At 72.4% G+C, this 13,543-nt stretch carries 19 protein-coding genes; 16 read left to right on the top strand and 3 right to left on the bottom strand.

Going from position 1 to position 13,543, the window contains the following annotated elements; translation table 11 throughout:
- Nucleotides 1-21 precede the first annotated feature (21 nt).
- The 13 genes from ACFWA9_RS10180 (at nt 22) to ACFWA9_RS10120 (ending at nt 9,513) form a co-directional block, all read left to right on the top strand.
- A complete protein-coding gene (locus ACFWA9_RS10180) occupies nt 22-882 on the top strand; it encodes a hypothetical protein (RefSeq protein WP_380385238.1) in 861 nt (286 codons plus the stop codon).
- A gap of 82 nt (nt 883-964) precedes the next feature.
- On the top strand, nt 965-1,543 hold the full coding sequence (locus tag ACFWA9_RS10175; protein ID WP_380385235.1) for a hypothetical protein: 579 nt from the start codon (nt 965-967) through the stop codon (nt 1,541-1,543).
- Between the two features lie 92 nt (nt 1,544-1,635).
- Nucleotides 1,636-1,926, top strand: a complete 291-nt coding sequence (locus ACFWA9_RS10170) for a hypothetical protein (RefSeq protein ID WP_380385232.1) — start codon at nt 1,636-1,638, stop codon at nt 1,924-1,926.
- 86 nt (nt 1,927-2,012) lie between these two features.
- Entirely contained in the window at nt 2,013-4,208 is a 2,196-nt protein-coding gene (locus ACFWA9_RS10165; protein ID WP_380385341.1) for a DUF6884 domain-containing protein, read from the top strand.
- Nucleotides 4,209-4,364: 156 nt separating this feature from the next.
- Nucleotides 4,365-5,060, top strand: a complete 696-nt coding sequence (locus tag ACFWA9_RS10160; RefSeq protein WP_380385229.1) for a hypothetical protein — start codon at nt 4,365-4,367, stop codon at nt 5,058-5,060.
- 63 nt (nt 5,061-5,123) lie between these two features.
- Nucleotides 5,124-5,375, top strand: coding sequence for a hypothetical protein (locus tag ACFWA9_RS10155; protein ID WP_380385226.1), 252 nt, complete (start codon nt 5,124-5,126; stop codon nt 5,373-5,375).
- Between the two features lie 57 nt (nt 5,376-5,432).
- The gene (locus ACFWA9_RS10150; protein ID WP_380385223.1) at nt 5,433-6,134 is read left to right on the top strand and encodes a hypothetical protein; all 702 of its coding nucleotides are present in this window, start codon (nt 5,433-5,435) and stop codon (nt 6,132-6,134) included.
- The gene (locus ACFWA9_RS10145) at nt 6,131-7,096 is read left to right on the top strand and encodes a hypothetical protein (RefSeq protein WP_380385220.1); all 966 of its coding nucleotides are present in this window, start codon (nt 6,131-6,133) and stop codon (nt 7,094-7,096) included. Before ACFWA9_RS10150 ends, ACFWA9_RS10145 begins: the two co-directional genes overlap by 4 nt.
- A 136-nt stretch (nt 7,097-7,232) precedes the next feature.
- On the top strand, nt 7,233-7,724 hold the full coding sequence (locus tag ACFWA9_RS10140) for a hypothetical protein (protein WP_380385216.1): 492 nt from the start codon (nt 7,233-7,235) through the stop codon (nt 7,722-7,724).
- Between the two features lie 216 nt (nt 7,725-7,940).
- Nucleotides 7,941-8,273 (top strand): hypothetical protein, encoded by a 333-nt coding sequence (locus tag ACFWA9_RS10135; protein WP_380385213.1) that lies wholly within the window; start codon nt 7,941-7,943, stop codon nt 8,271-8,273.
- A gap of 64 nt (nt 8,274-8,337) precedes the next feature.
- Nucleotides 8,338-8,622, top strand: a complete 285-nt coding sequence (locus tag ACFWA9_RS10130) for a hypothetical protein (protein WP_380385210.1) — start codon at nt 8,338-8,340, stop codon at nt 8,620-8,622.
- Entirely contained in the window at nt 8,619-8,981 is a 363-nt protein-coding gene (locus ACFWA9_RS10125; protein WP_380385207.1) for a hypothetical protein, read from the top strand. Before ACFWA9_RS10130 ends, ACFWA9_RS10125 begins: the two co-directional genes overlap by 4 nt.
- 37 nt (nt 8,982-9,018) lie before the next feature.
- Nucleotides 9,019-9,513: a hypothetical protein gene (locus ACFWA9_RS10120; RefSeq protein ID WP_380385204.1), complete on the top strand. Its 495-nt coding sequence runs from the start codon at nt 9,019-9,021 to the stop codon at nt 9,511-9,513.
- A gap of 56 nt (nt 9,514-9,569) precedes the next feature.
- Here ACFWA9_RS10120 and ACFWA9_RS10115 read toward each other — a convergent pair whose 3' ends face one another.
- Entirely contained in the window at nt 9,570-9,989 is a 420-nt protein-coding gene (locus ACFWA9_RS10115) for a hypothetical protein (protein ID WP_380385201.1), read from the bottom strand.
- A gap of 224 nt (nt 9,990-10,213) precedes the next feature.
- Here ACFWA9_RS10115 and ACFWA9_RS10110 point away from each other — a divergent pair, with 224 nt between their 5' ends.
- The gene (locus tag ACFWA9_RS10110) at nt 10,214-10,384 is read left to right on the top strand and encodes a hypothetical protein (RefSeq protein WP_380385198.1); all 171 of its coding nucleotides are present in this window, start codon (nt 10,214-10,216) and stop codon (nt 10,382-10,384) included.
- Between the two features lie 646 nt (nt 10,385-11,030).
- Here the strand turns inward: ACFWA9_RS10110 and ACFWA9_RS10105 are convergent.
- Both ACFWA9_RS10105 and ACFWA9_RS10100 read right to left on the bottom strand, forming a co-directional pair.
- Complete coding sequence (locus ACFWA9_RS10105; protein ID WP_380385195.1) at nt 11,031-11,261, bottom strand: DUF397 domain-containing protein; 231 nt, start codon at nt 11,259-11,261, stop codon at nt 11,031-11,033.
- Entirely contained in the window at nt 11,258-12,145 is an 888-nt protein-coding gene (locus ACFWA9_RS10100; RefSeq protein WP_380385192.1) for a helix-turn-helix transcriptional regulator, read from the bottom strand. The genes ACFWA9_RS10105 and ACFWA9_RS10100 overlap by 4 nt, the downstream gene beginning before the upstream one ends.
- A gap of 195 nt (nt 12,146-12,340) precedes the next feature.
- Between ACFWA9_RS10100 and ACFWA9_RS10095 the strand changes: the two genes are divergently transcribed.
- Nucleotides 12,341-12,829, top strand: a complete 489-nt coding sequence (locus ACFWA9_RS10095; RefSeq protein ID WP_380385189.1) for an ATP-binding protein — start codon at nt 12,341-12,343, stop codon at nt 12,827-12,829.
- A gap of 264 nt (nt 12,830-13,093) precedes the next feature.
- Nucleotides 13,094-13,528 (top strand): NUDIX domain-containing protein, encoded by a 435-nt coding sequence (locus ACFWA9_RS10090; RefSeq protein ID WP_380385186.1) that lies wholly within the window; start codon nt 13,094-13,096, stop codon nt 13,526-13,528.
- Nucleotides 13,529-13,543: the final 15 nt, after the last annotated feature.

Here is a 13,543-nt window from a genome sequence, read left to right as displayed (position 1 = left end):
GGACGCAAGGGAGATCAAGAGATGCCCCACCACGACGAACCCGCGGTGTACGTCGCCCTGCTCGGCAGCACCACCGCATCCGCGGCCGAGAAAGTGCCCTTCGCGCACCGGGAGCACGCGGAGGCCGTCGTCACCCAGTGGGCCCAGGACCACCACGACCGGCCGGCCGTGGTCGAGGAGTGGCCCGGGCAGCGCTGGCAGCAGTTCGGCCCCGGCGGACTGTCGGCCGTCCGGCGGACGGTCCCCGCCCGAGTGCGGGTGTTCAGCATGGGCCCGAAGTCGTGGGCGCCGGACGGTCGAGAGCTGGTCACCTGGATCAGCGACCTCGAAGGCTGGCGGTGGGTCTGGGACTTCGAGACCGACAGCTATACCGACCGCCCGGCCCTCGCCCGGGTCGAACACCGGCCCGGCCCCAGCGCGCTGACCCAAGCCTCCGCCCGCGGCACCGACGAGACCGCCGTCCGGGAAGCGTTCGCCCGGGCCTGCGCCGAGGCGCAGCGCACCTGCGGCGAGTCCCCGGACCGGGACCTGTGGGAGACGGCCCGGGGCGGCAGGCAGAGCACTCCCTCCGCCACTCCCCGGACGCCGGCCGAGCTCGTCGCCGCCCACGGTCCGATCATCGGCCGGATTCTCCGCAGGCCCGTGCCCGCGGACACCGCCCCCTCCGACTTCGCCGACCTGATCCGGAACGCCGCCGAAGCCACCGACCGGCGCAGCGCCGCCGCCGCGGACCCCTTCCCGAACACCGCCGGCCGCGACCTGGCCGACGCCGAGGGGTACCTCCGCGAGGCCCTCGACCTGGCCGACGGCGACCGCGAGAAGGACGTCCTTCTGACGTACGTGCACAACCACTTGGGCCGGGTCGAACGCTCCGGCGAGTAGCAGCCACCGACCGCACCGGGGCCGGCGGGTCTGGGCCACTGGCCCGGCCCCGCCGGCCCCAGCACGAAGGAGAGAGCAGCCGATGAACCGCTGTCCCGCGCACCAGCGCCAGGACCCGCCCGCGCCCGCCGATCCGTTCCGGCCCGGACCGCAGCCCTCCAGCTGCAAGGGCTGCGGCGCCCAGGTCGGCACCGAGGCCGAGCGCCTGACGCACTACTGCCCGTGCTGCGGCACCCGGCTGGCCCGGTGCCGCGCCCTCAACGACTCCACCTGCCCGCAGTGCGGGCCGATCTCCCGCGACGGCGAGTTCCGGCCCCCGACCGACTACATGGCCGAGCTGCTCGCCGGCCGCCAGCAGCCCACCGAGGAGGAGCGCGCCGCCGCCCTGCTCCGCGCCCGCCTCGGCGAGCAGATCGCGCACTACGTCACGGTGAACTACCCGCGCGACGGGTACATGCGGGCCACTCTCGCCCGCGGCTCCGCCCGCATCCCGCTGCGCGTCTCCATCGAGGCCGGGTGGGTCGAGGGCGGCGCTCCGTGCGGGCGCGGGTCCTGCCGCGGTGTCGTCTGGGTGCCGGTGGACGCCCGCAGCCTGCTGCGCCTGTACCAGCACGGTGCCGGCGGTGCGACGACCTGCGATCGGTGCGGCGGCCAGGGCTGACCGCAGTGTCGGGGACGCCCGGCAAGCCAAGTTGCGGAAGTTATATAACTTGCACTAGGGTGGGGTCATCGACCACGGAAGCAAAGGCCACCATGACCCCGACTCAGATCATCAGCGAGCAGCCGCAGCAGCTCGCCGAGAACGTCCACTACGCCGGCGCGCTCTACCTCGCCGACGGAATCCGCGTCACCCGCCAGTACCCGGCGGAGAGCTACGACCCGCCGGCGCCGTACCAGGACACCTGCCCCTGCTGCGGCGACACCTGCGGCGGCGTCACGTCCGGCATCATCACGCCGCCCGACGAGACGGCCCCGCTCCAGCGCGTGACCTGGGACGACGGCGGCGTGAGCGCCATGCCGCCGCACCTGCTCAAGCGCGCCTGACCCGCACCACCCGCAGCCCGGGGGCGAGGAACCTCGCCCCCGGGAACCGCCACCGACCACCACACCAGGAGCACCAACCCGTGACCATGACCACCACCGACCGGCGCCAGAGCGCCGGCTGGCTCGTCGTCACCGACGCCGAGACCCGCGCCGCCACCGCCGAGGAGACCACCACCGCGCGCACCGCCCGCACCCTCGGCACCGCGCAGCGGCGCGCCCTGCTCACCGCCGCCGATCACCCCTTGGGCTACTTCCCCGAGGCGGTCAACTACCGCACGCTCTGCGCCCTCGAAGAGCGCGACCTCGCCGGGCTCGCCGGCCGGACCGGCATCCTGGCCGGCTACCGCATCCGCGACCTGGTGAAGTCCCGGTGCAGCATCACCACCGCCGGCCGCGCCCTGGCCGCCGAGCTGCCCCGCGAGCGCGTGATCATCGTCCCGTGCGGCGGCGCCAAGCTCGACGACGTTGCCCCCGCCGGCGAGATGTACACCGGCACCTATCACCGCGCCGCCCGCCGGGCCGCCGAGCAGCTCGCCGGCCCCGGCGGACGGGTCATCATCCTGAGCGCGAAGTACGGCCTGCTGCCGCTGGACCAGTGGATCAGGCCGTACGACCTCAAGGCCGGCGACCCCGGCACCGTCACCCCGGCCACCCTGCGGCACCAGGCGTTCGCCCTGCTGCTCGGCGGCGCCGAGGTCACCGTCCTGGGCGGCTCCGCGTACGTCGCCCTCGCCCGCTCGGTGTGGCCGCACGCCGCCGCGCCGCTGCACGGCACCCGCGGCATCGGCGAGCAGATGCAGCGCCTCGCCTCGATCGCCGTCGGCCGCCAGACCGACCAGGCCGACGCCCAGCAGGCCCCCGAGCCCGCAGCGCCCGGCACCGAGACGGCCGCCGAGCTGCCGTTCGACGTCAAGGTCAGCGAGGACACCGCCGAGGCCGCCGCGTACAACCTGCCGGCGCAGTGGGCCAACCCCTACACCCCGCGGCGCGGCGAGGCCGCCGTCCGGCTGGTGAACGGCTTCACCGCCTACCGCAACAACGCGGGCGCCCGCCTGGAGTTCGCCGACACCTCCCGGCGCGGCCCCGAGCGGCGCGAGCTCGCCGCGACCCTCGGCCTGTACTTCGGGGTCCACTTCGAGAAGATCGTCAACTTCCGCACCGTCTACGTGGACACCGGCCACGAGATCACCCCCAGCGGCCACTGGCGCGGCACCAGCGAGCGCCGCGAGATTCGCGAGAGCCGCCTCGGCCGCGGACGGACCGACGCCCGCGCGAGCGCCGCCCCCGCCGACCTCGCCCGCTTCTGCGCGGTCCTGCCGATCGTCCTCGACGAGCTCGACCGGCTCTCGGGCATCTGGGGCCGCCGCTGCGCCGCCTGGCTCACCGGGGAGGGCGAGCACTGGTGCACTCCGGCGGAACGCCGTACCGCCGTACGGCACTTCCGCCGCGAGTTCAGCGCCGCCCTGGCCCACGCCCTGGCCATGCCCGCGCAGGCCGGGACCGAGGAGGACCTCGACCCGGGCAAGCCGTACCCCCACCAGGCCCGCGCAGCCGCCCGGGCGGCCCTGCGCGAGCTCGGCGACGACTGGCTCGACCGGGTCACCCGGCCCGGCACCGAGGCCGCGTACCGGCTCGCCGCCACCACCGCCGAACAGCTCGCCGCCGGCGTCGCCGACCGCCACGCCGCCGAGCACGCCCGCGCCGCCCGCCAGCGCTTGGAGACCGAGCTCGCCGAGCGGCGCGCAGCCGAGCAGCAGCGGGCCGCCGAACTCGACGCCGACCGCGTCGAGCTGACCGCCGAGCAGCTCGCCGAACTGGACCGCGTCCTCCACCCGCAGGACTACCCGGCCGACGACGAGCCCGGGTACGTCGAGGCCCCCATCACCGCCACCGGGGCGCCGGTCCAGCTGGAGCCCGAGCCCGACGCCGCCGAACTGCGCGAGCGGGCCGAGCTGCTGCGCGGGATCGGCGCCCACGTCGCGGCCGAGGCCCTCCTCGACCGCGCGGCAGAGCTCGACGCCGAGCAGCACCAGGAGGAGCCGGCGGCCGTCGAGGACCTCCTCGCCGACGTCGGCGGACGGCCGCACCGGGCACCGCACCGCGGGCCCCGGCGCGTCACCGGCCCGCAGGGCAACCGCTCGCGGCGACGCCCGCAGACCATGCCCGCCGCCAGCAGGCTCCGCCCGCCGACCGCCTCGGGCGGGCGCAACCGCCGCAGCCCGGTCCGCGGCACCGGCGGCGCCCTGCACGCTCCCCGGAAGCCCACCCGCGAAGCTTCGTGAAGTTATATAACTGCCGGTAGCGTGCGTGCGGAGCGTGCCGACACGAAAGCGGCGAGCCCGGGAATCCGGGCTCGCCGCCGCCGACCGATCCGCCACCGACCAAGGAAGCAGAACGCGGTGCGCACCACCCTACCGAGCCCGACAGGAGACCTCCCGATGCCCGCCCCCGCCAGCAACCCGACCAACGCCATCTCCGCAGTCCTGCGCAAGCTCGGCCTTCGCCAGCGCGGCGAGGACCGAGACGTCATGATCGAGGGCAGATCCGAAGGTGGCCGCGTCGTCGAGACCTACGTCGTCCCGCTGACCGACCGCGCCGAGGAGGTCATCGCCCAGGCCGCCGCCGAGATCACGGCGACCACGTCCACGACAGGGTTCCCGTTCGCCCTCGGGCAGGTCCCCGGCCCCGACGACAAGCCGGTGACGCGCCTGGTCTGCCGAGTGCCGGTCGAGCGCAAGAAGATGAAGCCGCGCACCACGCCGAAGAACTACGACGTCGGCACCGGCGCACCGTCCGTCGAGGACCTGCCCGAGGGCAAGGTCGCCCGGCTGATCAACGTCCTCGGCCCGGTCTGGGGAGCCGCCAAGGAGCGCGCCCGCATCGACGACGGTCTGTCCGTCAGCCACGTGACCGAGCAGCTCCTCGCCGCGTACACCGAGGGCGAGTTCCAGTTCGACGCGAACGGCGCACTGATCCCGCCCCGCCCGACCACCGAGCACGCCCGCGCGGTCCTGCTCGAAGCCCTACAGGACTACTTCACCGGCACCAGCACCGGCACGGACGTAGACCCGAACGCCATCGCCGAGGCCCTGGCCACCACGCTCCAGAACGCCGGCTACGCCCGGGCCGAGTAGGAAGCCGTCGCACTTCCCCATCCATTCGTCAGACAGCACCCACCAACAGAAAGGCAGACAACCATGTCCCACACCCCCGACGAGATCGCCGAACTGGTCTCGAACGCCCTCACGGCGCACGGCTCGCTCACCTCGCACGCCTTCCTCTCCAGCGGGGAGGGTGCGCCCGAGGGCACGCCGTTCGTCCTGATCAAGCCCGAGGGCACCGGGCAGATGTGGTGCCTGCGGATCGAGGGGCCCATGGACCCGATCACCCCCGAGGGGATCGCCGCGGCATCCGTCGCCCTCGGCTTCGCCACCGAGAACCCCGAGTAGGAAGCACAGCCGGCCCCCCGCCGACCACCAAACCCGCCACCGACCAGGAGAACCACCATGACCAGCACGCCGCTCATGCCGTACGCCGGCCGCAGGGTCGAGGACCTGCTCCCCGTCCTGCACCGCCACCTCGCCGCCGCCACCGAGCGCCACGACCTCGGCCCGGTCCCGCCGAGCCTCGACCTCGCCCAAGCGGTCACCCTGCTCGACGCCTACGCCGGGCAGAGCGTCGCCGCCCACGTCGCCGGCGCGCACCGTCAGATCGGCTACGCCGCGCGCGAGCTGGGCCGCGCCGCCACCTTCTACGCCAACGGGAACCCCGACCTCGCCGACGAGTTCGCCCGCGCCGCCGCGGTCTACCTCGACCAGGCCGAGACGACGCGCTCCTACGTCGAGCAGCACGCCGCCGACCCGCTCGACGTGATCGACACCGACGTCAACGCGATCAGCCGACTGATCGAGCAGACCCTCGCCCCCGCGCTCGGCGTCAGCGACCCGATCGACCCGGCCGCCAAGTTCGACACCGACGAGCACCTCGCCACCATCCGCCGCGCCCTCACCCAGCTCCGCAAGGCGTGCACCGTGAACCGCGCCGACGTCCGCGAGCAGCTCGCCGAGGCGATCGAGCTGCTCAACAGCGCCCACCGCGACGCCCCCGCCGGCCTGGCCGAGGCGTCCGGCCGGATCGTCCACCGCATCCACGCCGCCGCCGACCACGTCGCCCAGGCCGCCGCCGCACTGCCGCAGGCCACCCGGTGACCGCCGCCGGCCCCAAGCCCGACGCCCTCGGCGCCGATCTCGTCGCCCTCGGCCTGATCCGCGCCACCGCCGACGCCATGCTCCCCAACCCCACCGCCACCGACGAGCAGCAGTTCCGCCGCTGCGCCGAGCTCGTCGAGGGCTGGGTCGGCGGCCCCGACGCCGGTGTGCGCGGCGAGCTGCGCGAGCCGCTGCTCGCCCTCCTCGACGTGCTCGCCCGCCGCGCCGCGCTCTACCTGGTGGTGGCGCTGGACGACGACCCCGAGAACGCGGCTACGTGGCTCGCCGAGCAGTCCGTCAAGGCACGGCAAGCCGCCCGCGAAGACGGGGACAGCTACCCGTCGGCCCCCGCCGCCCTCGCTCTCGTTGGGCTGCACGTCGAGAGCCTGGCCCAGGGCGGGATGCAGCTCACCAAGGAGGAGCTCGACAACTTCGCCCGGGACCGTGCCGAGCGGCACAGGGCCTACTGCGACAGGTACGTGCGCGAGGACCACGTCGCCCAAGACGCCTACGGGCTCGTCCTCAGCACGGGCAGGGTTGCCGCGACCGTGCTCGTCCACCTCGCCGGCAGCGACCGGGCCGCCGTCGAGAAGGAACTCGACGAGCAGGCCGCCGCGCTGCTGGACGAGCACGACGCCGAGGTGCCGGCCTGGGTGCCCGCAACCGCTGCCGGCCTGACCGTGCAGTACCGCGCGACGTTCAGCGACGCCTACTCGTACGAGGGACTCGAACCGGTCTACGCCACGGTCGCCGAGGCGCAGCGCCGGTGCGAGGAGGAGCTCCGCGGGCAGAGGGAGGACGGCGACCGGCTCGTCATCACCTGGCGATCGAACGATGAGACGGCCCCGATCCTGTGGGACATGTACGTCCAGACTCCGCGCCTGCCGGAGCCGGCGCGCCTGGGCTACGCCATCACGGTTGTGGGCTGTGAGTTCGACGGCGGGCCGGGCAGCAGGGAGTGACCCGGCCCACGTTCCGCCTGCACATTCCTGGGCAGCCCGGAACAGGCTGACGGCACATCATCGACGCGGGGCGGCCGGAAAGCCTGGCCGGACCACCGGCCGCCCCGCACACCCGTCTGCGAGAGAGGGCACGACCATGATGCACACCTCCATCGACAGCGCCGCGGGCCGGGCGGCCCGGTACGCGGCCCTCCTCGGCCTGATGCGCGCCGGGGCGAACTTCGGTGACCACATCACACAGAGCGGCAGGGATGCCGTCCTCAAGGCCGCCACCGACGCCGCCCCGGTCACGTACAAGGGCGAGCAGTACGGCACCCGCGCCGGCCGGGCCGCCTGCCTCCGGCACTCGCTGACCTACACCGCCACCCAAGCTGCGGTGATCGGAGTCGGCGCCCGCGCGCTCGGGGTGCGCCTGCCCGCCGGCCGCCTCCTCGCCGCCCTGGCGGTGACCGGAGCCAGCCACTACCTGATTGATCGACGCGAGCCACTGCGCCGCGCTTGCGACGCCATCGGCAAGGGCGAGTTCTATCGACACAACTCCGGTGGAATTAACGGCAGTTACCTAATGGATCAAGCTGTCCACCACCTGATCGAGGCAGTCGCCTGCCTGATCCCGGCCGCCGACTGAACCAGGCCCACGCCGCTGGCCTGAACGACGAATCACCGGAAACCGCCCGGACCGTCAGGCCCGGGCCCTACCGTGGAGACGGCAGAGCGCCTGCCCGCGCCACCGTCCGCCCTCCCGGGCCGGGGTGGCTGCAAAGGTTCACCGAATCGCGTGAGAGACCACCCCTTACCCCTGGCCGCGCTGTGCCCTGCCGCGGCCTGTCGGAAAGAGCTGACCATGGTGAAGAACCGCGCCAAGAAGATGGACACCCGCGAGTACGCCGAGGACCACGACCTCACGCACGCCCAGGCCGCCCAGGAGCTCGCCCGCAAGGTGCTGCCCGAGCTGCCCGACGGCGGGTTCCCGCTGGAGCTGTGGCGAGAGCCGGACTGGGACGCGGGCGAGACCGACATTCCGCGCTGCTTCGAATGCGCCAACGAGCTGCCGGTCGGCGAGGTGAACATCCGTTTCCCGCAGCTCACCCCGGGGCGCGACGGCCTGTGCCGCCTCTGCCTGCCCCTGCTGCGCGAGAAGCTCGACCAGGCCGCCGCCCTCCTCGGCGAGCGCTGACCCCGCACACCCGACGCCACCGGACCGGTAGCGTCGTCACAACGAGAGAGGGAGGGGCGGACACATGACCGCACAACCGCTCGGGATGGGCCCCGTGCCGATCCCCAGGACCTACAACTCCATCAGCGCGGCCCTGCCGGACGACGACGGCGGCGGCCTGATCGGTGACTTCACCGATCAGCATCACGCCGCCGACGTTTTCAGCGCCCCCCGGACCCTGGAGTACTGGGGGCGGATCGCCGACGAGCTCGCCGACCCGGCCACCTACGCCGCGCTCGACCGCGCCCGCCCCACCCTCGACGGGATCAGCCTGTTCGACGTCCTCGACCAGGCCGAGGCCGATCGGTGACCGCCGGCCCCTGGTGGGAGCGGGTCGGCTCCGAGGTGCGGTGGTACGTGCTCCTCGGCACCGGCGCCCCCACCGACGCGCCTGCCGACGCCAAGCTCGCCGCGGAGATCGCGGCCCTGCCCTTCAGCTACCGGCATGCCCTGCGCGCCATCGGCACCCGGCTGGCCCTCGATCCCGTCACCGACCGGCCCGCCGAACCGTCCGACCCCGAGCGCGTCCGGATCACCCGGCTCAGCGCCGACGGCGACAGCATGTCGATCATCGCGAGGGGCGCGAGCGTCTCCGTCGTGGCCCGCGTCCACCGCCCGACCGGGGCGGCCGGCGTCGTGCGCATCGTCCGCGTGATCCCCGGCCCCTGATCTCCCCGGAACCGCAGAACCCCCGAAAGGTGCTGACGTGACCAGCAACCCTGAGAACGCGGAGAGCTCCGCCGCGACCTCACCCGTCCCGGCCGCCGCCGAGCCGACCCTGACCTACCGCCACCCCGCCGGATCGGTGGTCACTGAGCCGGCCCGCTTTCACGGCGGGAAGTCGATCGTCCTCAAGCCGGTAACCGACCACGACCCCGCCGGCTCGCTGGACCGCTGGGCGATGGTCCCCTCCCGCCGCGGCGGTGAAGGGAAGACGACTGCCGAGCTTCCGCTCGCCGTGATGCTCGACGAAGCCAGCTCCCTGCTCGCCGCCACGGCCCCGCACGACGACGAGGTCCGGGCCCTGCTCAGCCAGATCATGCGGGAGGGCCGCAAGACCACCAGCCCCGAGGACTGGGACAGGCTGATCGGCCTCGACCACCGGCCGACCTTCGGCCGGCAGTACGCCACCGTCGAGGAGCTCGACGCGGCGGCCCGGGCCGAGCTCGGCCTCGGCCGCGAGACGCCCGAGTCGAACTGACCACACGCGAAGCGCCCGGCCCCGAGACGGGAGCCGGGCGCTTCGCGTATCCGGGGTCAGGACGAGTAGGGGCCGCCCGTGTGCACTTCCTGACAGGCCCACACGCCGTTTGTGCCGGTGAAAGAGCCGCACACCTTGCCCCACGCGAGCCGGATTCCAGTCCACTCGGCCGTGATCTTGCCGTCTTGGCGGTGGCCCTCCTGCCGGATGTGAACCTCCCGCTGCTCGCCGCCCTCATGAAGCATCGCCGTGGACCGGTCAACGCCGCGCCCGGGGTCGGTCCACGTCACGGTGACGCGGTCGGCCCAATCGTCGTGACCGTCGATCTGGATACAGACCTGGGGCCCGTTCCAGTTATGGGTGCAGGCTTCCCCACTGTTGCGGCGACTCGACGCGGCGGCCGGCGCCGCAGTGACGAACAGACAGGCCGTGAGCGCGGTCGCGAGCGCCGCGGCCCTGGTGATGAACGGGTGCATCCGATGCCCCTCTCCGAGCGGTACGCCCAACGGGCTACTCCCGGCGGGCACCGGATGAACGACGCCCGGACGGGGCCGTTGCGGGTGATCACCCGATTAGCCCACCCCTCCGCGTCCGTCCCGCCGTCGCGGGAGCCGCAGGCGGCCGTATGGTGAGAGCTCATCAGCCCCGAGGGGATGCGCGTCCGCGCTGGTCCACGAACCCACACCCAAGGGAGCCCGTCATGTCGCTACCTGTTGGAACCGCCGTCGTTGTGCCCGAGTACGCCGTTCCCGAAGACTGGCCGCGCGAGGGCGAGATCGTCGAGAGCAACGCCGAGACCGTGGTCGTCGAGCTCGTGAACGGCCACCGCCAGGAGTTGCCCGGCGATGAGGTCGCCGCAGTCAACGACTGACACGGCCAGCACCCCGGCCCGCCGCGCGGCCCGGGAAACGCGAAGCGCCCGCCCCCTCGACACCGGGGGCGGGCGCTTCGGTCTGCGATCGGCTACATGGGACCGGGGCCCTTGGCGTAGGCGTCGCCCGGGTAGAGCTCGGGCTCCGTCGGGTCGATGCCCCACCGTGCGCACCGATCGACCGGCAGGATTATGAACGCGAGATTGGGGTCGTTGTGGAAGGCGAACCACTGGTGCCCCCAGCGGGCCGCGCTCCGTTGCGTTCGTTCACGCCGTACGATGCCGCGCTCCACGTCGTGCACCAGCCAATCGCGGTGACCCGCCGCCGACCGGAACAGCCGGCGAAGTCGGATGAGCATCTGGCCCCCTCTCGGTGTGCACACGGTACGGGGCCAATCCTAGGCTGACCTGCGGCTTTCCTGTTCGGAAATGCCGAAGCGCCCGCCCCCTGGGATGCCATGGGGGCCGGGCGCTTTCGAGTCGGATCGCGGAGACCTCACGGGGCGGCGTCGGCCGCCGTGCTGTCCGGGCGCTACGGGCCCCGTTCGGGTTTGCTCCGCACCTGGTGATGGGGATGGAACGCCAGTACGGCAAAGAGCCGGCTCCCCCTGCTTCGGACGGGGGGAGCCGGCTCTTCGTAGGGCAGTCAGAGTAGGCCCTGACGGATGCCTTCCTTGAAGGCGTGCCACTCGGCCTTGGTGAATCGAAGGTCGGTCCGGTCGGGTCGCTTGGAGTCGAAGACGGCGACGCCGCCGCCCGGGAGGTCTTCGATCTCTACGCAGTCGCCGTTGTCGGTGCTGAGCGGCGACTTGCGCCGGGTGGCGCCCGTCAGTTCCAGCGCGTACAGGTCTGCCTTGGGGTCGGGGGTGGTGCTCACCGGGTCATTCCTTCCATGTGGGTGCGGATGGCGTCTCGGGACCGGTCGGCGGGGAGTGCCGAGGCCACGATGCGATCGAAGTCCTTTTGGAAGCGCTCGGCGGCTTCCGGACCTTCGATGTAGTGGCTCACTCCCGCGCTCTCGGTGGAGACGAGGGAGGGCCACGGCTTCGGGAAGTGGAAGATCGACAGGTTGCCCCGGGCGCCCGGGTGCGGCCCTGAATCCAGCGGCATCACCTGGAGGTTCACGTTCGGGAGTTCACTCACGTCGAGCAGCCGCATCAGCTGTTCGCGCATCAGTGAGGGATGCGGGGTGAACTTCTGGAACAGCAGTGCCTCATGGATGACGAACCAGCACTCGGCCGGGTCGTCCGGCCGTGTGAGGGTGGCCTGTCGGCCCATCCTGACATCCACGATCCCGGGGTGTTGCTCCTTCGGGATGTGGAAGGCGGTCGCGGCCGTGATCTCCCGTGCGTACGCCCCCGTCTGGAGCAGGCCGGGGATCACCGTGCCGTAGTAGGCGCGGATCACCTTCGCTTCGGTCTCCGCGTCGATGCGGTCTTCGAGGTGCGGAGGGACGATTCCGCCGTAGGTGCTCCACCACCCGGGCTTGCCAGCGGTGCGGGCCAGATCTTCCAGCGCGGTGACGGTCTCCGTGTCGGTCACGCCGTAGTGGCCGAGCAGGGTGACGACTTCCGGAGCGCTGATCTTCGCGTTCGCGTTCTCGATCCGCGAGGTCTTCGGGCCGTCCCACTTCGCGCCCGGCTTCGTGTTCATCAGCTCGGCGACCTGGTCGAGGCTCAGCCCCGCTCCGGTGCGGAACTTGCGCAGCGCTCGGCCGAGGCGCCGGCGTCGGACAGTCGGGATGGCGCGCACGTTGGGCATCGGGGGTGCACTCCTCTCATCGTTGGGTGCGGTACGTGCGATCTCGGGTGCAGTTTCGCAGCCCTTGGGTGCGCAACGCGATAGAACACCTGTTTTTCACCGCGTCAGTTCGGGTCGCAAGGTTGTCATAGCGAGATCCAAGGAGCACTCTAAGTTCTGAGCCGGTGACGTCTCGTCATCTTGCGGCAATCGCTGGTGCGTTGGAGCATCCCCATGTCCGAAAGAGCTTTCGATCGCGACCAGATCGCGCACTTCACGCCGGAGTACCACCCGAAGGCGCCCGGCGACATGCGGCGCCAGACCATTGCCGCCCTCAGTGAACACGGCGTCGGACTCGACGCCGGCGCCGAGCTCGCGATCGAGCTCACCGTCACCGAGCTCGTCACGAACGGGATGCGGTACGGCGGGATCGTCGGCCGGCTCGACGTCTTCCTGTATCTGGAGACTGGCGGCTTCCTCACGGTCGAGGTGTGGGACGGCGAGGGGGCTGTCGAGCCCGTCATCAAACAGGCCGCGGACGACGACGACAGCGGGCGCGGCCTGGCGCTGGTCGCCGGGCTCGCCGAACGCCTGTGGTGGGAGCGCGCAAGCTTCGCGAAGAAGGTCTGTGCCCGGATCTCGCTGCGTACCCCGGCCGAGTCGGCACTCGACCCGCGCCGCGACCCGCAGCCTGCCGCCGTATAGCGGCCCCCAAGACTGCGCCCGACACCTGGTCAAGGCACACCGGCCGGGCGCACCCGGCGCCGGCCGCTCACGTCCCCCGCGGCGCGGCCGGCGCCACCCCGAAGGCCGGGCGCGCACCCCCGGACCATGATCCACGGCGTACGCCAGCACACCGTGCACGCCACCGAACGCGCCCCCGGGTGCGCGGATAGCCTGTCCCACCCGTGCTGACCGGGCGTCAGAAACCGGTCGGCGGACGAATCCCAGAGAGCGAAGGAGCACCCCGTGCCGGAGAAGGTCGTCAGGGAGAAGGTTCTCGCCTACGTCGTGCGAGACGGCAGGCTGCTGGTGTTCAGGCACGCCGATAACACCTATGAGGAGGTGGGGATTCAGGTCCCCGCCGGCAGCGTGCGCCCCGGTGAGTCGCCGGAGGATGCGGTCCTGCGTGAGGCGCGGGAGGAGACCGGCCTCACCGATTTCAAGATCGTGTCCAAGCTCGGCGAGACCGAGTACGACATGACCCCCTACCGCCGCGAGCTCCAGCAGCGGCACATCTTCCACCTCGAACTCGCCGAGGACACCCCGGAGCGGTGGATGAGCCAGGAGGAACACGACGGCGAGCAGCCGCCGACCCGCTTCGAGTGCTTCTGGATGCCGCTGGAAGCGGCGCACATCCTTCAGTCCGGTCAGGGCGCGCTGCTGGGGCAGCTGCCCGAGTAGTCGGCCCGGCCCGTA

The organism is Kitasatospora sp. NPDC059973, from assembly GCF_042737525.1.
GTDB lineage: Bacteria > Actinomycetota > Actinomycetes > Streptomycetales > Streptomycetaceae > Kitasatospora.
The sequence above is the reverse complement of the archived record's forward strand: the minus strand, read 5'-3'. Positions and strand labels throughout refer to the sequence as shown.

Bases quoted from the DNA above. Each gene is read 5' to 3' on its own strand.
- ACFWA9_RS10180 (WP_380385238.1), top strand. From the start codon at position 22: ATGCCCCACCACGACGAACCCGCGGTGTACGTCGCCCTGCTCGGCAGC.
- ACFWA9_RS10175 (WP_380385235.1), top strand. From the start codon at position 965: ATGAACCGCTGTCCCGCGCACCAGCGCCAGGACCCGCCCGCGCCCGCC.
- ACFWA9_RS10170 (WP_380385232.1), top strand. From the start codon at position 1,636: ATGACCCCGACTCAGATCATCAGCGAGCAGCCGCAGCAGCTCGCCGAG.
- ACFWA9_RS10165 (WP_380385341.1), top strand. From the start codon at position 2,013: ATGACCACCACCGACCGGCGCCAGAGCGCCGGCTGGCTCGTCGTCACC.
- ACFWA9_RS10160 (WP_380385229.1), top strand. From the start codon at position 4,365: ATGCCCGCCCCCGCCAGCAACCCGACCAACGCCATCTCCGCAGTCCTG.
- ACFWA9_RS10155 (WP_380385226.1), top strand. From the start codon at position 5,124: ATGTCCCACACCCCCGACGAGATCGCCGAACTGGTCTCGAACGCCCTC.
- ACFWA9_RS10150 (WP_380385223.1), top strand. From the start codon at position 5,433: ATGACCAGCACGCCGCTCATGCCGTACGCCGGCCGCAGGGTCGAGGAC.
- ACFWA9_RS10140 (WP_380385216.1), top strand. From the start codon at position 7,233: ATGATGCACACCTCCATCGACAGCGCCGCGGGCCGGGCGGCCCGGTAC.
- ACFWA9_RS10135 (WP_380385213.1), top strand. From the start codon at position 7,941: ATGGTGAAGAACCGCGCCAAGAAGATGGACACCCGCGAGTACGCCGAG.
- ACFWA9_RS10130 (WP_380385210.1), top strand. From the start codon at position 8,338: ATGACCGCACAACCGCTCGGGATGGGCCCCGTGCCGATCCCCAGGACC.
- ACFWA9_RS10115 (WP_380385201.1), bottom strand. From the start codon at position 9,989: ATGCACCCGTTCATCACCAGGGCCGCGGCGCTCGCGACCGCGCTCACG.
- ACFWA9_RS10110 (WP_380385198.1), top strand. From the start codon at position 10,214: ATGTCGCTACCTGTTGGAACCGCCGTCGTTGTGCCCGAGTACGCCGTT.
- ACFWA9_RS10100 (WP_380385192.1), bottom strand. From the start codon at position 12,145: ATGCCCAACGTGCGCGCCATCCCGACTGTCCGACGCCGGCGCCTCGGC.